The sequence below is a fragment of the Cohnella hashimotonis genome, assembly GCF_030014955.1.
Classification (GTDB): domain Bacteria; phylum Bacillota; class Bacilli; order Paenibacillales; family Paenibacillaceae; genus Cohnella; species Cohnella hashimotonis.
In genome coordinates this window covers 5,753,185-5,775,328 of sequence record NZ_JAGRPV010000001.1, presented here as the reverse complement: position 1 = coordinate 5,775,328, position 22,144 = coordinate 5,753,185, and the positions used below count along the sequence as shown (strand labels likewise).

Annotated in this window: 22 protein-coding genes; 15 read left to right on the top strand and 7 right to left on the bottom strand. The window is 42.7% G+C overall.

The annotated features are described in order from the left end of the window. Positions 1-2: 2 nt before the first annotated feature. The 3 genes from KB449_RS23275 (at position 3) to KB449_RS23265 (ending at position 2,460) form a co-directional block, all read left to right on the top strand. Positions 3-1,031: a hypothetical protein gene (locus tag KB449_RS23275; protein ID WP_282910633.1), complete on the top strand. Its 1,029-nt coding sequence runs from the start codon at positions 3-5 to the stop codon at positions 1,029-1,031. Between the two features lie 123 nt (positions 1,032-1,154). Continuing rightward, positions 1,155-1,703: an RNA polymerase sigma factor gene (locus KB449_RS23270; RefSeq protein WP_282910632.1), complete on the top strand. Its 549-nt coding sequence runs from the start codon at positions 1,155-1,157 to the stop codon at positions 1,701-1,703. After that, a complete protein-coding gene (locus tag KB449_RS23265; protein WP_282910631.1) occupies positions 1,684-2,460 on the top strand; it encodes a hypothetical protein in 777 nt (258 codons plus the stop codon). The genes KB449_RS23270 and KB449_RS23265 overlap by 20 nt, the downstream gene beginning before the upstream one ends. A 122-nt stretch (positions 2,461-2,582) precedes the next feature. Here KB449_RS23265 and KB449_RS23260 read toward each other — a convergent pair whose 3' ends face one another. Beyond that, positions 2,583-2,870 (bottom strand): hypothetical protein, encoded by a 288-nt coding sequence (locus KB449_RS23260; RefSeq protein WP_282910630.1) that lies wholly within the window; start codon positions 2,868-2,870, stop codon positions 2,583-2,585. Between the two features lie 199 nt (positions 2,871-3,069). Continuing rightward, positions 3,070-3,573 (bottom strand): hypothetical protein, encoded by a 504-nt coding sequence (locus KB449_RS23255; RefSeq protein WP_282910629.1) that lies wholly within the window; start codon positions 3,571-3,573, stop codon positions 3,070-3,072. 266 nt (positions 3,574-3,839) lie between these two features. On the opposite strand from KB449_RS23255, the gene KB449_RS23250 reads away from it, so the two are divergent. Together KB449_RS23250 and KB449_RS23245 are read left to right on the top strand one after the other, a co-directional pair. Continuing rightward, complete coding sequence (locus tag KB449_RS23250) at positions 3,840-4,172, top strand: nucleotide pyrophosphohydrolase (protein WP_282910628.1); 333 nt, start codon at positions 3,840-3,842, stop codon at positions 4,170-4,172. Between the two features lie 11 nt (positions 4,173-4,183). After that, the gene (locus KB449_RS23245; RefSeq protein WP_282910627.1) at positions 4,184-6,064 is read left to right on the top strand and encodes a DUF2075 domain-containing protein; all 1,881 of its coding nucleotides are present in this window, start codon (positions 4,184-4,186) and stop codon (positions 6,062-6,064) included. 173 nt (positions 6,065-6,237) lie between these two features. Here KB449_RS23245 and KB449_RS23240 read toward each other — a convergent pair whose 3' ends face one another. From KB449_RS23240 to KB449_RS23225, 4 genes are read right to left on the bottom strand one after another with little or no spacing between them, the layout of a single operon-like run. Beyond that, complete coding sequence (locus KB449_RS23240; protein WP_282910626.1) at positions 6,238-7,191, bottom strand: hypothetical protein; 954 nt, start codon at positions 7,189-7,191, stop codon at positions 6,238-6,240. A 5-nt stretch (positions 7,192-7,196) separates the two neighbouring features. Beyond that, on the bottom strand, positions 7,197-7,874 hold the full coding sequence (locus tag KB449_RS23235) for a response regulator (RefSeq protein ID WP_282910625.1): 678 nt from the start codon (positions 7,872-7,874) through the stop codon (positions 7,197-7,199). A gap of 3 nt (positions 7,875-7,877) precedes the next feature. Further along, on the bottom strand, positions 7,878-9,914 hold the full coding sequence (locus tag KB449_RS23230; RefSeq protein WP_282910624.1) for a sensor histidine kinase: 2,037 nt from the start codon (positions 9,912-9,914) through the stop codon (positions 7,878-7,880). A 28-nt stretch (positions 9,915-9,942) separates the two neighbouring features. Continuing rightward, the gene (locus KB449_RS23225) at positions 9,943-11,199 is read right to left on the bottom strand and encodes a DNA cytosine methyltransferase (RefSeq protein ID WP_282910623.1); all 1,257 of its coding nucleotides are present in this window, start codon (positions 11,197-11,199) and stop codon (positions 9,943-9,945) included. Positions 11,200-11,462: 263 nt separating this feature from the next. Here KB449_RS23225 and KB449_RS23220 point away from each other — a divergent pair, with 263 nt between their 5' ends. From KB449_RS23220 to KB449_RS23195, 6 genes are all read left to right on the top strand, one after another. Then, entirely contained in the window at positions 11,463-12,821 is a 1,359-nt protein-coding gene (locus tag KB449_RS23220; protein WP_282906693.1) for an IS4 family transposase, read from the top strand. 266 nt (positions 12,822-13,087) lie between these two features. Then, entirely contained in the window at positions 13,088-13,414 is a 327-nt protein-coding gene (locus tag KB449_RS23215) for a nucleoside triphosphate pyrophosphohydrolase (RefSeq protein WP_282910622.1), read from the top strand. After that, the gene (locus tag KB449_RS23210) at positions 13,398-15,842 is read left to right on the top strand and encodes a DEAD/DEAH box helicase family protein (protein ID WP_282910621.1); all 2,445 of its coding nucleotides are present in this window, start codon (positions 13,398-13,400) and stop codon (positions 15,840-15,842) included. Before KB449_RS23215 ends, KB449_RS23210 begins: the two co-directional genes overlap by 17 nt. A 183-nt stretch (positions 15,843-16,025) precedes the next feature. Then, positions 16,026-16,739 carry an NPCBM/NEW2 domain-containing protein gene (locus KB449_RS23205; protein ID WP_282910620.1) on the top strand — a complete coding sequence of 238 codons (714 nt, stop codon included), beginning with the start codon at positions 16,026-16,028 and terminating at the stop codon, positions 16,737-16,739. A gap of 101 nt (positions 16,740-16,840) precedes the next feature. After that, positions 16,841-17,575: an NERD domain-containing protein gene (locus KB449_RS23200; protein WP_282910619.1), complete on the top strand. Its 735-nt coding sequence runs from the start codon at positions 16,841-16,843 to the stop codon at positions 17,573-17,575. 399 nt (positions 17,576-17,974) lie between these two features. Next, positions 17,975-19,993: a hypothetical protein gene (locus KB449_RS23195; RefSeq protein ID WP_282910618.1), complete on the top strand. Its 2,019-nt coding sequence runs from the start codon at positions 17,975-17,977 to the stop codon at positions 19,991-19,993. A gap of 84 nt (positions 19,994-20,077) precedes the next feature. Here the strand turns inward: KB449_RS23195 and KB449_RS23190 are convergent, their stop codons facing one another. Continuing rightward, complete coding sequence (locus KB449_RS23190) at positions 20,078-20,329, bottom strand: helix-turn-helix domain-containing protein (protein WP_282910617.1); 252 nt, start codon at positions 20,327-20,329, stop codon at positions 20,078-20,080. 165 nt (positions 20,330-20,494) lie between these two features. Here KB449_RS23190 and KB449_RS23185 point away from each other — a divergent pair, with 165 nt between their 5' ends. The 4 genes from KB449_RS23185 to KB449_RS23170 all read left to right on the top strand — a co-directional run bounded on the left by KB449_RS23185 (position 20,495) and on the right by KB449_RS23170 (position 22,124). Then, complete coding sequence (locus KB449_RS23185; RefSeq protein ID WP_217591919.1) at positions 20,495-20,683, top strand: aspartyl-phosphate phosphatase Spo0E family protein; 189 nt, start codon at positions 20,495-20,497, stop codon at positions 20,681-20,683. A gap of 24 nt (positions 20,684-20,707) precedes the next feature. Next, positions 20,708-21,007 carry a hypothetical protein gene (locus KB449_RS23180; protein WP_282910616.1) on the top strand — a complete coding sequence of 100 codons (300 nt, stop codon included), beginning with the start codon at positions 20,708-20,710 and terminating at the stop codon, positions 21,005-21,007. 71 nt (positions 21,008-21,078) lie between these two features. Then, positions 21,079-21,606, top strand: a complete 528-nt coding sequence (locus KB449_RS23175; protein ID WP_282910615.1) for a hypothetical protein — start codon at positions 21,079-21,081, stop codon at positions 21,604-21,606. Next, positions 21,603-22,124: a hypothetical protein gene (locus KB449_RS23170; RefSeq protein WP_282910614.1), complete on the top strand. Its 522-nt coding sequence runs from the start codon at positions 21,603-21,605 to the stop codon at positions 22,122-22,124. The genes KB449_RS23175 and KB449_RS23170 overlap by 4 nt, the downstream gene beginning before the upstream one ends. Positions 22,125-22,144 lie beyond the last annotated feature (20 nt).

Here is a 22,144-nt window from a genome sequence, read left to right as displayed (position 1 = left end):
TCATGAAGTACGCGTTGTTCGCATATGGAATCGTTTTGTTCCTCATTCTGCAAGCGACCACGGCCTGCGGTGAATCGGAGCCATCCGGCTCGGCGCAGGTTAACGGTCCAAATAAGGCAAGTCATGCTGCTAACCCGGTCCAACATTCGCGCCAAACGCCATCGACTGGCCAACAAGAGCCGAAGAAAAGCGCAGCCGCCCCGGTTATCATTTCCGATGTAGACCATTGGGATCACCCGATCAAGCCATACTTAATCGACAGAGGCCTTTCAAAAATAGTATTTCCAACGAAAGAATATCCCGTTTTTTATATGCGGTATGATTGGAATCTAACTGAAGTCATGAATGATTATCTCAATGGGACGACAGAAGCCATGTTAAAGGCTAACGGGTATTGGGATTTTGAGATCCGCACGCCGCATCATCAGATCGCTGTTAAGGCGCATGAGCGGAAGCTGAAGCGACTGTCCTTTGATGGTCAGGATCAGAATTTGGAGCAGCTTCGCAAAGAATACAACTTGATCGATGCAGCAACGAACGCCCGATGGATTAATAAAGACAAGAAGACGGGATATTTCTACTGGCGTTCGCCAGGTTCATCAACAGCGCCTAGCAATCCCGACGATCTGTATCTGTATTACGTCTTATCGTTCACGGAAAAGAACAAGAATGGATGGAACGAATACGTCATTGAGATGCCAAGAAGCAGCGATACGGTCATAGCAAGATGGTACGCTAAAGTGGAGAATGGAGCGGCCGTGTTCTATGGGGAAACGGGCGAGAATTTAGAGTGGGATCTCCAGCAGGTCAGGGGGCTATTTGCCAAGCGGTTTGGGTTCAAGCCGTCTGCGGCTGGCACGAATTACGACATTACATGCGATGCTTTTCTGATGCCTGAGGGACTCTATCGCATTCGGTTGACACAGAAGTCTGCAGAGCAGGAGAACATCTTCTATTATGATGGAAATCGCAATCAGTTCTACAAGGATGCAAAGCGCCAGTCGCTAGTTAAAAAACTTGACCTACCCTAATGTTCGATAGATGAGTGTACCAGCGCATCCTGGGACTTCACTTCCAGTCCAAGCATGCCGCTGGTTTTTTTGTGCAAACAAAACTCGGTTTGAGTTGTCTATATATCGAGGTGGTGAGAATTGATGGAAGGCTCCATTCGTACGATGGCAAATTTAGATCCCATAACATTTGAAGCGCTGATGCACGAATACGGTCAAGAGGTCTGGAACTACGCCTATTCCATTGTCAAAAATCAGAGCATGGCGGAGGACATTACCCAGGATGTATTCCTGCAGGTATTCCGTCATGTCGTATCCTTCCGGAACGAGTCATCCATGAAGACTTGGCTGCTGAAAATAACACGCAATATCAGCTACAACTATCGGAAGTCCGCTTTTATCCGTAAGGTTTTTCTTGTCGGAAACGTGAGCTTAAAGGAAAGCAGCAGATCCGCTGAACAGACCTACCTGGATCATGAAGCGGCGAATGAGGTGTGGATCGCTGTCCTGAAGCTGCCTGTAAAATCCAGAGAGATCCTGATCCTGCACGCCAAATATCAGCTGTCCATACCAGAGATCGCTCAGCTGCTCGATATTTCGGAGGGAGCGGTAAGGTCGAGACTTTTTGCGGCACGGAAAAAAATGAATGTACGATTGGGGGAGGACTACGCGTATGAACCATTCAGATCCTGATTGGTATAAGGACTTGCAGGCGGATATTTTTAAACAAAAAAAGTTTAACGATCGGTTGCTGCAAAAAATAGTGCTGCGTTCTCAAAATGCCGAAGCTACAGCGTCAAAGCCGATTCGTTCCTGGTTGGTTCATGTAAGTCTGGCGTCATTGCTCGTCGTATTAACGGTGCTGTTCGTTACGCATCGCTCGGTGGGGATCGAGCACCAACCAGACCCCATTGTGAAACAAGGCGGACAAGCACAAGCTGGAGGCTTGGAGGAGTTGCCGGATCAAGAGCCTGCCGTGCCGAAGCCAACGGACATCTCAAGTAATCTGCCGCTTGGTCACATCGATATATCGGAGGTGCCAGCTGACGAGAATTTCGTACCCAAGTCGGTTCAGCTCTCACACGCACCCGAAGAAGACGAAACCTCTTATTTAGAAAGATCGGCTATATCGGCTGAGAAAACGGAGAGAGGATTCACACTCAGAACTACTTTTCGAACATCAGGCGGTGTGGAGTATTTATTTGTCCAGGCATCTGAGCCGGTCGCTGAAGAGGAGACGCTTCAATGGTTTTTAACAAGCGACGCCTATGCCACTGAAAAGAAGGAAAAAACCGAGATCCAAGGACATGCAGTCATCTACGTAGATGGAGAAGTAAGAAGAGTTGCTCACTTAATAACGGACAAGCATATATTCACGGTAATGACCAATGAAGGAACTGTAGAAGAATGTATGGAGATATTGGAGCAGATTGAGCTGAATGGGGAGTAGAAGCAGGGAGTAGAATTATGCAAGTGCATTAAAGCTAGTGGCAATTTGACCGAGCTATAATGAGGCAAAGCTCCGCAGTCCCTATAAGACGGCGGAGCTTCTTCATGGATGTCGAGATCGACTCACGGTCCTGATCCAACAGAAGTTACACGCCAACCTAACCATGATTTTTTAACATATATAAATGGTTCGGTTATAGCTTGATCCGCTACTTCATAGAGCGTTCCATATTTCGGGTCGTTTTTTATGCTACCTTGCCGCACCGCAGACGTTACTGCTTTAATGGGGTGAAAGGAAAATAACAGTTGCTTTCGGACGGCTAGTTCAGGCGTTATTGAGGGAAGAAATAAAAAGTAGACGAATAGGATCACGACGAGAGTAAGCACGATATTCTTCAGTCTTTTTGACACGAGCCCTCGCCCTCCCGGAAAGGCAAAATGGTACTAAGGAATTACGAAGCAGAGCAGGCTGACTTCGAATTTATGATATTTGACGATCGCACTGGAAATAAGTTGCAGATGGATCTTGCGCCCCTCATCAGCTTAGACAGAAGTCCGCTAAGCAGCACGGTCCATCTGACCAAGACAGCCGCGATGATTACCTCCAGTTTCAAAAGAACGGATGCTCCTTCTGCATGGCGAAAGCGGCGAAAAGAATGGTTATGGTATTGACGAGAAAGAGGAGAAGAATATGTACGATCGAGCTTCGGAATTTAAAAATGATTCGCATTGCCAAACCTTCCAGAACTACATTCATACATGCGGCAATAAATAAGGTGGTAATCCAGGTACTCCAGTGGAAGGTGCCATAATCAAAGATCCATTCCCTAATCGGACCGTAAATTAACTCCCAAACGATTCCTGAGAAGGGCAATAGGAAAGCCCCAATCACTGCTGAAACTGCATTTATAACTACACTCACGACCATGGATTTAAGGATGGGGAACTTGGTCATCCACCGGATCGCGATCATCTCGAGCAATATGCTTGCCAGTATGATTTTCCAGGAATATACGTAGCTGGTCATGTACATTGCAGGCCATACGAAGTTTGCGAAGGCTACTGACGGCACGAGTAAAAACAGAACTACAGATAAGAAGATAATCCTTTTCATTGTGCACCCCCAGGAAAAGCCTAGCATCGGCTGCGGCTCTTAGGGAGTACCATTTTTCTATGGTACCTTCTGAAAAGAATTACTCATTTTCTGATCACTTATTAGGGAGACGTACCAACGATGCAAATCTAAAAGAGGGATTCTCTCACGCGGTATTCGTCGTTGGAAGGGAGTTTTTTTGCAGTCATAAGTGTCTATTCGACGAAAACGGCCACAGCACCCAAATTCTACTATATAATCTGAAGTATAGGTAAGGAGGACGACCCATGAATGAGGAGATCGTAAGAAAGGTCCTGGAGTTCCGCAAAAATCGCAACTGGGAGCAGTTCCACAACCCTAAGGATCTGGCGATCTCGCTAAGCATTGAGGCGTCTGAACTTCTGGAGAACTTCCAATGGAAAACGTCCGAGGAAGCGCTGGATTCGAAGAAAGAGCGTATCGCGGACGAATTGGCGGATGTCCTCATCTATGCCATTTATCTGGCGGATGCCGTAGATGTCAGGCTTGAGGATGTCATTCGGGACAAGCTGGCCAAGAACGAGCAGAAGTATCCGGTGGAGAAGGCATATGGCCGGAAGGACAAATATACAGACTTATAGAGGTGCGGACCTTGATTATATTTAGCAGTAGCGCGCGTGAATTTCGGGAAAAAGTAGATAGCAATCTGCTCACGGTTACGATCGAAGAGGCCTTCGTGCGCAAGATGGGGATGCATCCAAGCCAAGGGGAGATTCGGGCCTGGAACAACTCGATGCAATTTATGGAGCGCGTCATTCGCAACTCCAATATTGCCGATGACTGCGGCATCTTAATTGAATACAATATTCCAGCGACAAGCAAGCGGGTCGATTTTATCGTGACGGGGCACGACGAGGCTGGCAACAAAAACTTCATCATCGTGGAACTGAAGCAGTGGGACTCGGCCAAAGCAACGGATCGCGAGGATGTGGTCCTGGCTTGCGTCGGAGGGCGGGAGCGGGAAATGCCGCATCCTTCCTATCAGGCATGGTCCTACCGACAGCATCTCGAGGATATGAACGAAGCCGTTCACTCGAATCAGCTCCGTAGCTACTCTTGCGCTTATCTGCATAATTACAGGTCACCGCAGCCGGACCCGCTTCAGAGTGAGCAGTACCAACCGATTATCCAGAAGGCGCCCTTATTCCGATCTGAAGATACGTTGAAGCTTCAGGACTTTATCCATAAACATACCGGCAAAGGCAACGGCATTAATCTGCTCTACTTAATTGAGAACGGGAAAATCCGTCCCTCCAAGAAGCTTATTGAGCATATAGACGGACTGTTCAAGGGCAGTACCGAGTTCACGCTGCTGGACGAACAGAAGATTGCTTATGAATCCATCATCAGCGCAGCTAAGGACGTTACGGAGAAGAAGACGGTCATCGTAAAGGGCGGCCCCGGTACCGGCAAGTCGGTGATTTCGATGAACGCATTAGGTGGCTTGCTAAAGAAGAAGCTGAACGTTAAATTCGTCGCTCCCAATGCTTCCTTCCGGTCGGCGATGGTAGAAACCTTGGTTGATAGGCAAGCGAAGCATAAAGTGAGAGTTCGAAATTTATTCTCCGGCTCCGGTCAGTTTTACAATTCCCCAGCCGACTTCTTTGACGTCTTAATCGTGGACGAAGCCCACCGTCTGAAGGGGAAGGGCGCCTATATGTATCAGGGCGTAAACCAGATTGAAGACATCATTAAATCATCCAAGGTCAACGTGTTCTTCATCGACGACTTCCAGCGCATTCGCCCCGACGACATCGGCACCGTCGAGGAGATTAAACGGATCGCCGAATTGAACAGCTCCGATGTCCTCGAATACGCCTTGTCGGCGCAGTTTCGCTGCTCGGGAGCGGAGGGCTTCCTCAATTGGATCGATCACATTTTCCAGATCCGAGAGACAGGCAACTTTAATGGCTGGGATCAGGATGCTTTCCAGTTTATGCTTATGGACAGCCCACTTTCCGTATATGACCAAATTAAGCGGAAGGTCGATGAGGGTTACAAAGCTCGCATGCTAGCCGGGTATGCGTGGAACTGGACCGACGCGAAGGACGGCAATCCGAACGGAGAGGTCGAGGACGTCGACATTCCAGAGCATCAGTTCAAGATGCCATGGAATGGGCGAGCGCTGTCTACCTGGGCGATCGATGAGCGAGGCGTGGAACAGATTGGGTGCGTGCATACCTCGCAAGGACTGGAGTTCGACTATGTCGGCGTGATCATCGGAAATGATCTGCAATATGACCCAGATACGAAGCAGATCTATGCGGACTATGACGCTTATAAGGACAAGATGGGGAAACGCGGGCTGAAAAACGATAATGAGCGTCTGACGAAACTGATTAAGAATATATACAAAGTCTTAATCTCTCGAGGGATGAAGGGATGCTATTTGTATTGCCGTGATCCGGAGCTTCAGAAATATTTAGAGGTGCAATGGAGGCGCATAATGGTGGTGCATGAGTCACAGGAATAATACTTGAACTTCTACTTCCAGTTATGCATAATGCTGAAACTTTGATTTTTCTAGACTTTATTGGATGATGGACCTGTATATCTTTAGTTTATCAGTGGGTATAACACAGCCCCCTCAACAAGCTTCTTTTGTGGGGGCTGTGTTATACCTAGTTTTATTTGAACATTAGAAATTCAACCTGCCTCTGTTTCAGAGTACAGTTGTTCGAAGTCTTCTGAACTAAAAGGAAATAATTTTAGTGGTTCAAAATCCGGAAACAGTTTATGAGATTTATTGAAGGCTCTAATGGAATTTTTGCTCTGCCCAATTCTTAGATAAAGCCAAGCCAAGATAAAAAAGCGATAATATTCATTTTGGCTTGAGAAACTAACGTTTTCTAATTTCAATATTATTTCTCGATTCTTTGCTTCATCATCTTCAATAAAGAACCATGGAATAAACCCTTTTTCGCCATGGACAACAATTCTTGACCTTACCGAATCGATAGTAGTTAGAAGATCACTATGCAGCTTTTTAATAAAAGCTGGATTAGAAGAAGTTACGGCACTAATACTAAAATAGGTGCTCAATTGATTACTATTCATTGCAAGAACCGTTGAAAAGCTGCGTTTCAAATTCAAAGAAATTAACCTTGAAAATTGTCCGACATCATAACTTCTTTTTATAAATGTGTCAAAAGAGATTTGTAAAGCACTACTATATATTAACTTCAATACTTTTGTTAATTCTTGTTTGAATGCATTGTCTTCCGATTTGACGGATAAATTGATTATATCGTTGAAGCCTATATAAGATAACACATTACAATTTAAACATAAACGCTCTCCTAAGGCACCTGTAGAGCACGAAAAAGAAAATACAAAGGAGTGTTTCAGATTAGAAAGTTTGTCTTCACGAAGAGATACTTCCTCGCCTTTGACCATCTCTCCTATTATACTATCCTCTGTACCATGTGCAGTAAATATCACGATATCAGTTTCATTGTGTCTATTGACGAGTTCGGAAACTAAACCTTCGGATTTATCGTGAAAAATATAGGCATAACCATATGATTCTTGAAGAAATTGCTTGAATGAATTTAAAAATCTTATCCCTAATGAACGAGGAAAGAAGTGAATTATTTTCAATGATCTTATCTCCCGGATATTAAATTATGAATAATAACTGATTCTGCAAGGTTACTTTTATAAACCCTACCTGTGTCTTCATCACGTCTAATGAGAGTAATGATCTCATTAAGCGTATATTCATTATTATTGACCCTAATACGTTCTTCAGAGACGATATCTCCATATTCAGCAAAGTATCGCTCAAGAGTAACTTGTACAAAATCTATGTTATGAATTGCTTCAATCATTATTTCTACTCTGATCTGTAATTCTGGTTGTCCGTAAATATTATGACTTTGAGAGAATGTATCCTTAGAAAGAAATTTATAGATACCTTGATTAAATAAATTTATTAAGTCATTTCTATGGGGAAAGACAGTTGCTAGATCACCCATTGTATAAAAAATAATTTTACAATGTTTGTTTATCCTGCTTCTAATTTCCCTGACAAGATCACTACCACGTTCTGCATTGCCAGTCTGTCTTAAATCGTAATCAATGAGCAATACATCAAAAACTGAGTCTTTACTTTCAAGTAAAGTGATTGCTTGATCATATTTTTGAATCGCCGTGAAGTTCAAGTTGAAGTCTAGTTGATGTTCAGCTTTTAAACTTTCAAATATACTGATATATTGCTTAATCTCGTTACTTATATTTTTCGAGTCATCTACTATCATGATATTTCTTGTAAAGTCATGCATGTATTAATCCCCCAAGTTAAAACTAATCTGAAAGGCAGCACCAATGTCAGATTTAATAAGATTAATCTCTCCATTATTATTCTTAACTAATTCATCTACGATAGAAAGTCCCATTCCAAAACCACCTTCTGTAGTTGTATAGAATGGAGAAAAAATGTGAGGAATAATGGCTTCATCTATACCAACACCATTATCTCTAAAAAAAATGTTTAATTTTGTTGCAGATACTTCATAAGAGATAGTTATGTTTTTATTTCTATCGTAAATATTTCTCAAAGACTTAACTGCATTGGAAATAAGGTTCTCAAATATTACTTTTAGATCGTTTAAGTCTACTTTATACCTTACGTTTTGTGGTCCGCTCAGCGAATGCTGTATACCTTCATTTGTAAAAGTATTATTAAAAGAATTGAATATCCTTGTAAGTTGTTCAAAAAGATTTATTTCAACTTTTTCCCTTTTTTTGAGAAGGTAATCTCTCGCACCTAATAAATAGCTTTTAACTTCTTTTGCTGTTTCTAAAATAAAATTTTCATTGTTGGAAATAATGTTGAGCAAACTTTCATCTATTAAAATTTTCTTTAAGTCTGCTCTTTGGTTCCAAACGGAAGTCTCTAAATTCTGTAAGCGAATTAAAACCTGATGAATAATACCTTGAAGCAATGTTTCTTTGCTAGCTAATCTCTTGTATACCTCAACAAGTTGTTGTTGATTTTTAATAATTTTATCTTGTTCAATATTGCTACTTCTAATTACTTTAGTAAGATCTGTAACTTGTTTAGCCAGTTCAGGAGAGAACTTTTTAATATCTTTAGCCATTGTATTTAGTTTTTTCGTGGCTTCTGTTATTTCAACACGATGTTCTACATGTTGGCTGTCAGCAACTTTGAATTTTTTGAAAAAAAAGTATTCTTCTAATTTACTCATTACATCTTTTCCAATAAAATTTTTTAATTGATTAAGGGCTTCTGTTTCTTCTAGACCTTGTCTATTAGTTGCGTCAATAAATTGAGTGTTATGTTCGCGGTAGATTTGAATGAAACCTATAATATCGCGCACACCCAAAAACCTAAAATGTCCTTGTGATTTTCTTAATTCAAGTTCAAGCCAGTCATTTTGCGCCTCACCATAAGGATAAATTTGAAAAACGTCCCTATAAATTCGAATGTTTCCGTAATCTTTGACATGTTCTTTAAATCTATGATTAAAAGATTGCTTATCTCCCTTATCAAATGAATATATAACTACCTTAACCGGCCCAAAATTAAACTTGTTTGGATAACTGTTTTCTTCAATTAATGCGCCATTCCTATATACCTCGTAGTTAACAACATGAGGATTACTGACTTCGATGTTCATTTCAACCCAGAGTGAGCTTATCTCATCCAGCTTATAAGCTTCTAATGTTTTTTTGTCATATCCAAATTTCTTGCAATCTAGTATGATTTTGAATGGATTGTTTTCTAGACTCGAAAATGGAGACAGCATGCCTTTAAGACGCTTCTCGAGTGTTTCAATTTCAGTTTTAGTCCATGAATCTCGCAAGCCTGATATTTTTAAAATTACACCTTTTTTCTTTTTGATAGATGTGTTTAGAGAATATTGGATGGGGATATCACTTAATAGTTTATTCTCTTGATCTTCAAATTTCCCCCAGTCAAAATCAACACATATGGTTTGATCCGTGTTTTCTTTCCGACTTATCAGTTGAAGCTTGTTTCCTAATCTATCGACAGAAAACCTACCAATACCCTTTTCTCCATTAATCGGGCGACCTTTTGGGGTCAAGTTAATCCCTTTTTTGTTATCAGTTCCAATTACCATCCACATGGTCTTTATATCTTTTAAGTCCATACCTGAACCATCATCACTTATAATTAAAATATCTTTATCCGGATCTATTAAAACGTTAACTTCTTCAGCATCAGCATCAAATGAATTCTTAACTAATTCGAAAATCGCAGAAATTTTATTGGTTACAAGTCTTCTACCTACAAGGTCCTTTATATTCGTTGAAGAACTAAAATGTAGTGTAGGCAAATAATCACCTCCAAATAACAAATAAATATTAAATTCCTAACAAAGCCTTCATTATCTGTGTTGCAATTGCCTTAGCAAACAAAGGAGGAACCGCATTACCTACTTGAGTATATTGCGGAGTCTCGTGTTTCCTTCTATCTCCACCTGTCGTTCTTTTTCCTAAAAATTCAAAACTATCATCGAAAGTTTGCAATCTTGCAAATTCTCTAACAGATAGTATTCTAGGATTCGTAGAGTCGTAATGGACTATATCATCTGGCAATGTAAGTATGGTGGGAGATACATTATTTGGATCGAGTTTTCTGCATCTGTATTTTTTTGTTTTATATTTTTTTAAGTCTTCAACTGAAAGGCGCTTTAATAACTCCCCAATGCTTTCTCCGTTTTTTAACAAATTAAAGCGGGCTACAACATTCTCATTATGTTTTGAAGTTGAATGGTTAAATATGGTTTTGGATATAATGGTTTGTCCATTAATACTAGGCGTTAGTCCATTTCTAAGAGCCATTTGAAAGGCTGTTGGTTTATATAAGGAATTATATGTAAGAGACTTGTTTCCTGATTTAAGGAAACTTAAGTCAGAAATTGCATCCTTGACACAAATGAATGAGCTTTTAGGTTCGGGAAATCTCGGTGGAGTTACCAAATGGATTATTTTGTTTTTTGTATATTTTACTCTATGACCAAGAAAAATTACGCGTGGACGGTTTTGTGGAACACCAAAATGTTTTGCGTTTAGCAATCTATATTCTACAAAATATCCTATTTTTTGGGCCTCCTTTACAATGATGTCAGGTACAAATTCATTTTCATAGATGGTCCCACTTACGCCTTCTACTTTTTCTAATTTAAAAGTAAGCATCCCTTCAACATTTTCAATAACAAAATATTTTGGCTTCACCATTTTTACAATTTTCAAGTAATCGAGAAATAAGCGGTTTCTTTGGTCTTCTTTGCTTCTTTTCCCACTAAGACTGAAGCCTTGACAAGGAGGGCCTCCCACTACAACATCAATAGTAACTCCATCTAAAAAGGTTTTTAACTTTTTAGGCTTTGTGAGTTCACCAATATCACTATTGAGGAATTTTGATTCTTTATATCCTAATTGTTTGTGTCTATTTTGATAGGTTGTAGATGCTTCAATACTATAATCACAAGCGTTTGGCACTTTAAATCCCGCTTGTAAAAATCCTTCTGACATCCCCCCCGCTCCGGAAAACAAATCGAGAACATTAAAGCTTTGTTGGGACATAGCTGTAACTTGATGTAAGTATTTAATCGCCATTTATATCCACCTAGTTGTATTTTTATTTCCAGAATATCATAAATCTCGTTAGATTTATCAGGGGGAATTGAGCTTATCAAAAAAAAATCATATTTTTATGATTTAATTTACTCAACTTTCGCAGAGCAAAAATCATCTTAAGTGCAGGTCGTTGTAAGCTCGCGAGGCGATCAGGTATTGGGCTTGTAAATAGAAAAACACCGCTCCGTTTGATAAAGTGAGAGTGTCGAGCAATCACTTCAACCGAAGAGGTGTCTACCCTTATGATAGCCCAACCCTCCAATTTGAATCAACTGCCTAACGAACTAAAACCGACGTTTCAAGAATTGAAAGTCATGCAGCATTTACAGCAAGCTGGATTTCGCAAACGCTTTGGCTTTAGCTGCGCCCAATTGTTTCAACTCGTCTTCGTTCTGTTGTTTCATCAGAAAAACTGGTTTCGTCTGCTGGAGAGCCGCAAAGATGATTCCATGCCCGGCAAAGATGCGGTTTATCGCTTTCTCAATCATACCGGCCTTGCATGGCGCCGGTTTTTGACCTCGCTTAGTGTCGCCACCGTAAAGAAGGTGGACGCGCTGACGTCTGCGGATCGGGATGCCGTCTTCATCGTCGACGATTCGATGTTCGAACGCAATCGCAGCAAAGCCGTTGAGTTGCTCGCCCGGTTCAAAGATCATGCGACAGGTGCGTACTACAAAGGTTTCCGCATGCTAACGATGGGGTGGTCGGACGGCCACACGTTCTTACCCGTGGATTTTGCATTGCTCAGTTCAAGCAAGTCGGCGATCACCGGCATGAATGAGTCCGTCGACAAACGGTCGCACGGCTACAAGCGTCGGCAGGAAGCGCTTCTGTCGGCTCCGCAAGTCGTTGCGTCCATGCTGGACCGCGTCTTGGCGGCCGGAGCAACCGCCTCTTATGTCTTGATGGACAGTTGGTTCACGCATGCGCCGCTCATTCGCGAAATCGTCTCCCGTGGACTTGATGTGATTGGCATGGTCAAGAACGACAACAAACGATTCCTTATGCAAGGCCAGAAGTTGTCGCTTAAAGAGCTTTACTCAGTCGCCACGCCTGTAGCGAGCAAGAAACGCAGCATTCTCCGCTCGATCCGAACGGTGCTGGCTTGCGGCACGCCAGTGCATGTGGTATTCGTTCGCAACCGCTCGAAGAAGAATGATTGGCTCGCCGTTCTAACGACAGACCTAGCGCTCTGTGTAGAGGACGTCATCCGAATTTACGCGATCCGCTGGGACATCGAGGTCTTCTTCAAATGCACCAAGTCACTGCTACGTTTGCAAAAGGAATTCCAAGGCCGCTCTTATGATTTGCTGATCAGCCACACCACAATTGTCTTTTCGCGTTACCTGCTACTGGCTTGGCAGCATCGACAGAGTACAGATGCACGCACGTTCGGCGGTTTGTTTTATGTGCTGTGCGACGAAGTCGGCACGCTGGATTGGACAGTCGCCTTGCAACAACTGCTTGATCTGATCAGCGAAATCGCCACGAAAGCAGGAAAGAAGCTGGGGGCTTTGATTCAGCGTCAACTCCAGCAATGGATTGCCAGTTTGCCCAGTTACATCAGGGCTTGTTTGCCGATTTCATGCTGCGAAAGTTGAGTAATTTAGTCTCTACTTGCAATTTGAAGCGTCTAAAAATGAAATCAATTTTATGTACAATTTTAGTACATTGAGTTAGGAGTTAGGAGTTAGGAGTTAGGAGTTAGGAGTTAGGAGTTAATGAGGGAGAAAACAAGTAATGATTGTGGAGATTGACCTGTAAAGTATGTTCGGTATGAAAAAAGGTCATTAACCCATGTGATCGCCTCATTCCTTTACCATGTTACAATATATAAAAATATTTTTTGGGAAAGGGTGATTATATAATGCCAGTTTACAATAAGCTTGTACGTGATCGAATTCCCCAAGTGCTGGAGGCCAAGAGCTTGGCGTATCGCACGCGGATTCTCGATGAGGAAGAGTATATTAAAGAGCTCGTCACGAAGCTCAAGGAAGAGTCTGCGGAATACTTCGCAGCTCAGAATCCGAAGGATTCGCTGGAGGAACTGGCTGATATTCTGGAGATAATCCGTGCACTAGCAACCGTGCATGGTGCTTCGTGGGAAGAGCTGGAGGCAATTCGGGAGCGGAAAGCCGAGGCGCGAGGTGGTTTCCATGAGCGGGTGTATCTAATCGATGTCGACGACGCTTAACGTCAAGCTGATCACGGAGAACCTTGGTGACGAACTTATTCTCGGCATGCAGCATGCTTCAGGGATCTATATCATGACGTCCTTCATCATGCAATCAGGCGTGCGCCTTCTGGCGCCGCATCTGAAGCGGGCAATTGAACGGGGCGCCGAGGTGAAGGTGCTCGCCGGCGATTATCTGTTTGTAACGCAGCCGGAAGGGCTGCAGGCGCTGCTCGATATTGACGCCCGGCTGGAGGCTAGGTTGTGGCGGAGTATGGGGACGTCTTTTCACCCGAAAGCCTATCTCTTCGACTACGAGAACGGCGAAGGTTTGCTTGTCGTGGGTTCCTCGAATTTCTCTATGTCCGCGATGCGGATGGGGATGGAGTGGAACTTGGCGATGAATGCAAAGGCCGAGCCGTATACGTTCCAGTTGGCGCTGGAGAAGTTCATGCAGAACTTCTATCACGAAAACACGCTGCCGCTGAACGCGCACACGATCTCCCTTTACGAAGAAGAATATCGAGCCTATCATCGCAAAAATCCGGAGCTCATCCGCCAGATCACGGAGATGGAAGAAGAAGAGTACCGGAGTGATAGTGGGAATGCTCCTGTAGAGGAGTCGGCGGCCTCCGTTGAGCTATCGACGATCCAGCCCAGATTTGCGCAGCTCGATGCGTTAGATGCGCTTGAGCGAACGCTGGAGGAGGAATACGACAAGGCGATGGTCGTCATGGCCACCGGTCTGGGTAAAACCTATCTGGCCGGGTTCTTCGCGCAGCGGTTTGAACGTGTGCTATTCATCGCGCATCGAGAGGAGATCCTGTATCAGGCGAAGCGATCATTTCAACGGATCATGCCGGATAAGTCCTTGGGGATATACAACGGCGTGTCCAAGGAGGGGGACGCTCAGTGTGTTTTCGCATCCATCTATACCTTGGGCATGAAGAAGCACCGGGAGTCGTTCTCGCCGGATCGATTCGATCTGATCGTTGTGGATGAGTTCCACCATGCGGCGGCAAACTCCTATCAGTCGGTCATCCAATACTTTCAACCGAAGTTCTTGCTCGGCATCACGGCGACGCCGGATCGGATGGATGGCAAGGACGTGTATGCCCTTTGTGACGGCAATGTCGCCTATCAACTGCACTTTATCGAGGCGATCCGGCGCGGTTGGTTGTCTCCGTTCCAATACTTCGGCGTCTATGACGATACGGATTATTCTTCAATCCACTGGCTGGGCACACATTATGACGATGAACAGCTAACGGCTGCGCAGCTTCGGGATGCGTTGGCTGAGCGGATCTTCGAGGCCTGGCATGAGCATAAACAGACCCGAACGATCGGCTTTTGCTCCTCCATTCGGCAGGCTGATTTCTTGGCTGGATACTTCCAGGATCGAGGCGTGCCCGCGATCAGTCTGCACTCAGGTACGGTCGGAATCTCGAGGGAAAAGGCCATTCGGATGCTGGACACCGGGGAGCTGGAAGTTATCTTCACGGTGGACTTGTTCAATGAGGGCGTCGACATCCCTAGAGTGGACACGTTGCTTTTCGTCCGTCCCACGGAATCGCTGACGGTGTTTACGCAGCAGGTCGGTCGTGGATTGCGGTTGTCGGAGCGCAAAACGCACTGTACCATTGTCGATCTGATCGGCAACTACCGCAATGCGGATGTGAAGTTGCGGCTGTTTTCAATTGACGAAGGATTCAAGGGAACCGCAAAGGAGCCGGTCATCCCCTCAGTACCCGCGGGCTGCGAGCTTCATCTGGAGACGGCAGTCATTAATTTGCTGGAAGAGCTGAGCCACAAGAAGCTGCCGCATCGCGATCGCCTGCTGCGGTCGTTTCTAGATCTGAAAAATGAGCTTGGGTGCATTCCGACCTATCTTGAACTTCATCTGCATGGCAGCTCAAACAGCTGGGAGTTTCGTGGTGAATTTGGTTCGTACGTCGGCTTTCTACTGTGGGCAGAGTGCCTAACGAATGAAGAAGAGGAAGTTTATTATCGCTACGAAGCTTGGATCCGCGATGTAGAGAAGACGGTTATGACCAAAAGCTACAAAATGATCGTGCTTCTGTATATGCTGGAGCGCGGTCCGGAGCATTGGGCTGAGCCGGTCACCGCCAAGGAGGTAGCGTCATTCTTTCACAACTACCTTACGGAAAAGGAATACCGGCGGCGCATCGACTTTTCTGACAAGGAATCTCAGAAACTATGGAACTATGATGAAGGCGGCATCAGTCGGTTGATTGAGAATATGCCGATGACGAAGTGGGGATCGGCTAAGGGAAGTACGACTCGTTTCGAAGATGGCGTCTTCGGTTTGAGGTTTGAGATTGCGCCTGATGATCGCTTGACGTTGTATCAGTGGACGCAGGAAATTTGCTTGTATCGGTTGCATTATCATTTTGAACGACGAGAGCAGAAGCGGGAGCCCCTTCAGTAATGAGGGGCTTTTTTTATATCTTGGATAACAAGATTATTAGTGCTGAGGAAATAGACCTGGTTTATAACTTTTGTCTCAGTAGGTGTGGAATCTTTATTTTTTAAAAGTATTTCTTTAGACCCAAGAGGGAAAATAAGGAATTCTGTCGAATAGTAGGTGGAAAACGGAAAGGGAGTGTTATTTGTGAAGGATAAGGTGAAAGGTATAGCAATTGGATTGGTGGTAGGGAGCCTTATATCGTCCTCTGCTGCGATTGCTGCTAGCTCGATAAAGATTGATGTGGTTTTCCAGCAAGTAAAATATATGATCGATGGCGTACAAAAGCCCAGCACAGATGCAGCTATTACATATAAGGGACAGTTGTATGTTCCTTTAAAAGACGTTACGAAAGCCCTCGGTAAAGAGCTTAATTACGATAGTAAGAATTCTACTGCTTGGATTGGCAAGAAGCCTGGATCATTTAAATATTTGAGTGATATTAGTTATGCTAGATTAGATGCACCAAGTGAGTCTTATATTGATTTTAATCAAAACTATAATAGAGAAAAGATTCAAATTGCTTCTAATGTTTATCAAAAAGGGATTAACTTTAATACTAATTATTTTAACGGTTCTATTGAGTCTATTGATTACAACCTAAATGGACAGTATAAAAAGTTTACAGCATTTGTAGGTATCGACGATAAAACAAAGAACTCCCCAGACACTGTTTCATTCAAATTTATTGGAGATGATAACGAATTGCTCACAGTGACAGATGTAAAGGGTGGGAATAATCCTATTCCTGTGAGTGTAGATTTAACGGGTGTTTTAAAACTTCGCGTTATTGTAGAGAAGCAGGGAGATTCGTTTACATCAATTTATGCATCTTTAGCTGATGGAAAGTTGTTTCAGTAATTAAGTGCTCTAGCTCTAAGCGCCTGATTGGCGCTTTTTTAACTACATTTTTATATAAGATTAAGGTCCGCTACGGACGCAAAGTGGAGATGAGTGTTCGGATGATTTATCTGCTGTTATTGATAATCCTCATACTGGGGGTGATATCCAGATCCCCAAAAATTAAAGGCATGATAGGCGAAACCTCCGTTCGCCGTAAGCTAGGCAAGCTTGATCCCAAAGAGTACACGGTACTCCACGATGTTATGATCCAGCGACCTGACGGGAAGACATCGCAGATCGACCATCTCGTCGTATCGAATTATGGTGTGTTTGTCATTGAGACCAAGAACTACACGGGATGGATCATGGGGAGCGAGAAGTCGGAGTATTGGACGCAAGTGATATACAAACGCAAGGAGAAGCTCTACAATCCGATCCGGCAGAACTACGGACATATTAAGGCGCTGGAAAGTTTTCTGGAGGATGAGACGATACCATTCATATCCATCGTTGCTTTTAGCACGCGTGCGGACCTTAAGCTTGAGCCTATGAGTGCAGAGGTCGTTTATACGACGAGGTTGGTATCAACGATACAGAAGTATAAGACGCTTGTGTTGTCTGAGGAGAAGAGGCTAAATATTCATAAGGCACTGTCTACTAAGACTGTTCATACCCGACAAGAACGAAAAAAACACGTCGCTGACATCAAAGTAAACTTGAAGGAGAAAGAGGCGCTGGTGAGTGCGGGCATCTGTCCAAGATGCAACGGGAAGCTGATGGAGAGACGCGGAAAGAATGGTGCATTCATTGGCTGTAGCAGCTATCCGAAGTGTGGATTTACGAAGACAAGTTAGTAATGAAAGCAGATCACTTAGTACATGCAGGACTTTTTTCGTTCGGTGTGATTGAGATCCCGGAGAAGAAGGAGCATCTAGACTTGAATTCAAAATGCTCTCCACGGTCTCCACTTGTAAGGCATGTCAGCCAATTCCACTAGCTAGGCGTGCCCTCTCCCATAAAAAAACACTTATATTAGCCGGGGATATAGGCGAATGTCACCTAGCGACTCCTTCAACTTTTTAATGACGCTGGACAAGCAAATGAGAGCTTGGCGATGAACTCCCAGGTGGCGTATTCGTTCTTCTTCACTCCGAAGAGTTTATTCTTACTAAATAAAACGACTTAATTCGACAACATTATAATTTTGTTTAAATTAAAATGCATGTATCTAGTGAAATGGTGGAGGGGTCAAAATGCCTAAGGATGCTATCAAAGACAAATCAAAGCTTACAATTTTAAAACAAGAAATTTTAGAAGAATTAGCAATGAATGAAGTAGATGAATTCGATAAAGATTCATACAATATGATACTAGAAAAGGCTAGTGAATTAGAGCATTTCTTATCAGTTGAGAAGTTTAATTTGGTATTCATTGGACAAAAAGGGGTTGGTAAAACAACGGCTATTAGTAATTTATTTAATCTACTTGTTGAACGAAATGTTCAAGCGAAGATATCAGGTAAGGGGAAAAACAAGAAGATCATTGAGGAGTTATTAGAAACTGGTGCGGGTGGGACGACGATTTGTGATGTAATATTAAATCAATCTTTATCAGAAGTTACACAGATAGCAATTGAACCTTACAGTTCGAATGATGCATTAAATGAGATTGAAACATTTTGTAATATTGTATGGAAGAAGAGAATGAGTGAATACGAGCACTTTGAGGACACTAGAACTTTTTACCTTGCTTCAGAAGTTGAGAGAGCTATCAGAAACATGACTGAGTTGGTTGTCGTAAAAGAAGTTGACAAAGCAATTCAAAGAGCAAAAGATTACGTAGAGTTTGAAGATTTTAAAAATGAAGTAGTTCGGTTAGCGAGTATAGATAATAGGATAACTACCAAATTCATCTACGAAAATTCACATGAAGCAATAGAATCAGAAGCGGAATGGATAAAATCAACATTTAAAGATATAAATCTTGTTAAATTTCCAGATATCTTAATTCCTAGAAAAGTTACAATTTCCCTATCGAAAAATATTCTTGATTTTGATTCGTTGCCTCGTATTCAGTCAATAATTGATACGAGAGGGTTGGATTCCCAATCGAGTTTCGATAGAAAAGATCTTGAACAATATATTCGTGAAGGTATAGAAAATTTATGCATTATCACTGATTCGTTTCCTCCAAGTCCCTCGGAACCTGTATTCAATTTATTTAAGAGATATTTATATGATGAATCACTGAAGGATTTATCGGCTAAGATGATATTACTAATTCTTCATAAGAAAGATGAAGCAGCTAATGTTTTATCCTACAATGATAAGGTTGAAAATGAAGAAGAGGGAATTATAGTAAGGAAAAGAGAAATTGAAAACAAGTTTTTATCTGAAAAAATACCGGTAATTACTGAAAACATCATGTTTTTCAATTCAATGTTTGGTATTGAAGATAAAAAGATAAAAGTCTCTGAAGATGAAATAGAAGAATATGAAAGCATAGAAGCAGCTAAACTGGCTAAAATAAATGAAATCAATGAAAATAGGAAAAGCATTTTGAATTTACTCGGAGAGCTAATTGAAAAAAGAGAACAAGGCTGGCTAAATGAACTTGAAATTTTAATTCAAGAATTTAAAAGCATCAAATTTAACTTTGAAAATGATATCTATGCTGAAGAACATTTGAATAGAATCAAGGAAGAAATTTTTGCTCTAAAAAATGCAAATGGAGATTACAAGGCTTTATTTTCAAATGTTTATCTTAAAAAATTGGGATCAATTCATCCTTCAACATTAGCCGCTATTAACAGGTCCTACGGTATCTTCAGTTCACATGACATTTACTATTTAGGATCGGTTACTATTGAGGAAATTTATAAAGAACAATTTAAAAAGATGAAAGATCAAATAATATCGAAAATCGATACAATCAGGCAGTTTCATAACATGACAATTAAAACGAAAACATTCTTTAATAGATTATATGATAAAGTGAATAAAGAATTCGATAATTCAATGAGAGAGTTAAACGAATCAATTTATCGACTTTTAAATATTCAAATATTTGCTACCGATGAATCTGAGAATATTTTATTTTGGAAAAATGCAAAAACTAGATGGGGGCAAGGAACAGGATATAAGGAAGACATACAAAGTATGTATAAAACACATTTGCAAAGCGACATTTCTTATACTGAAATTGATTCCTTAGTTGAGACATACTGGAGTAGGTTTATCAATATTGTTTTAACTGCTGGAAGTAAAAACTGAGAAAAGCCTCGTCCGAGGCATCCCAACTTACCTTCGCTTGCAAAAAAACCTCTCTCGTCGCTAGTGGCGATGAGAGAGGTTTCGCTATGAAGTCACTTCTCCCAATAATTCCCCCACGGTAATATCCAAAGCCTTCGCAATCGCGAGAACCTCAAAATCCTGAACAAGCCGGTACTGCCCTTCTAGACGTGACAGACTAGTTGGACTTATATCAAGACCAAAGGTCTGGAGCTTAGCCAGAAACTCCTTTTGCTTTAACCCTTTAGCAGTTCGGACGGCAACCACTTTGGTGCCGATTATGTTTTTATCGCCTGGCGGTTCTTTCCGATGCTTCATCTGATCGCACCTCACATTTAGCCAAATTGTAAGTGAGGTTATGGTTGTTTTAATGCGATAATCGCATTAAAATGAAATAAACCGATTTTCGCAGTAAAGTTTATGAAAGTGCCCGCATCTTAGAAGAGCACAAAACGATTAAACACGATGCAGGGAGGGCCAACCATGCTCCACTTACTCCATCAGTATGAGGAGGAAAAGCGAAAGTTAAACGAGCTGGGGCGGCGGTCGTTGGAGCAGGGGATACCGTTGTACATGAACGAGGCGGTGCAAGCGCAGAGTCGAAAGGTGGACGAGCTGATCGTTCAATTACATAAGAAGAAGGCGGAACGCAATAAGCGGCTGCGTCCATAATGGATGCAAGGAAGGGGGAGGCGGATGGAAGTGCCGGACTGGTTTCGGAATGCCATACAGCAGCGGCTTGACGAGATTATTTCCCACAGCGATGTAGGAGTGGAGTTGCAGCAAGCACGCGCCGAGGAGCAGGAGGCGTTCGCGTCGTTGTACGGCGGTATGGATGTGATACAGTTTACCAAGTACATGGCTTGGGAAGACAGGCATCTGTACAGGCGAGCGCTGGAGAATGAGCGTCTGTATATGGAGGGCGTGAAGGATGGCGCTCGGTTGGCTGCGGCGCTAATTGCTGATGGGAGTAAGCCAGAAGAGGATCATTCATAAATCCGCTTCTTCCACTTTATCGTGCTACAATAGTTATAAATAACCTCGGGAAAAAGTGGGTAGGTGTACAAGTGGATAAGAAATTTATTGAAAATCGACTTAGAAATGCACTGAATAGGCTGTACCATTTTGACTCACTCATCATTTCCAACAATTCAAATGAAAGATCGATCACCCATCGGCTAGCTGTTCATCTGGGCACCCTATTTTTTGAGGACTGGAATGTTGACGTAGAGTATAACAGGAATCTTGGAGGCAGGAAGCAGATCCCTTGGCTCGCAGATGTGCTGGATGAAGAAGAAGTTTTATCCGGACGCAAATCCGTTTATCCCGATATCATCGTACATAAAAGAGATTCTTCTAAAAATCTGCTAGTGGTTGAGGTTAAGAAAATGGGAGTCTCGGAGCGTCTGGAGCAATACGACATTGAGAAACTAAATGGGTATTTCCGAGAAGAAACGTTGAAATATGAATATGCAGCTTTTGTTAAAATTTCAGATCCAAACATGAGACCTAAGAAAGAATTTCTCTTAAGAACAAGGAATGAATGGTTGGCGAATGGGACATCGGCTGATTTCTGGAGTTGGTCGTCGCGGTGAATGTTGCGACACGAATGAAATACATCCTTAGCCTCGGGCTCATCATTTTGATTGCACTCATTGGGGCCGCATGCAGTCAACGAGAATCGGGCGAACAGGTCGATCAGGTGACCGGCTATATTACCGACATTCAAGATCAAGAGATCCTCCTATCCGCCGGTCCGGATGGCCAGCCTCCCATGTGGTTTTCCAATGTCCCTTCGAGCCTGGAAGTTGGACAGAAAGTCACGGTCATTCCGGACGCTCGGGCACCTGTTTCTCTGGAAATGCCTTCGCACCTGATGGCTAAGAAGGTAAACGTAATTGCTCAAGCTTCTGATCTCCCTGCCAAGCTAACGGAACAAGAGGCCGTTCAACAAGCGATACGAGATGTAGGTTTTCCGTATTACGCTATTGATGAATTAACTTACAGCTCCGCGGACGCCACGTGGTATGTGCGGGTTCGGGAATGGGTAAACGAAGTGTTTAATAGCGAGCATGATGAGGCTGTTAAAACCATTGTTGTGCAAGATCGTTAGAAGATGCCGGGGAAGTGTAC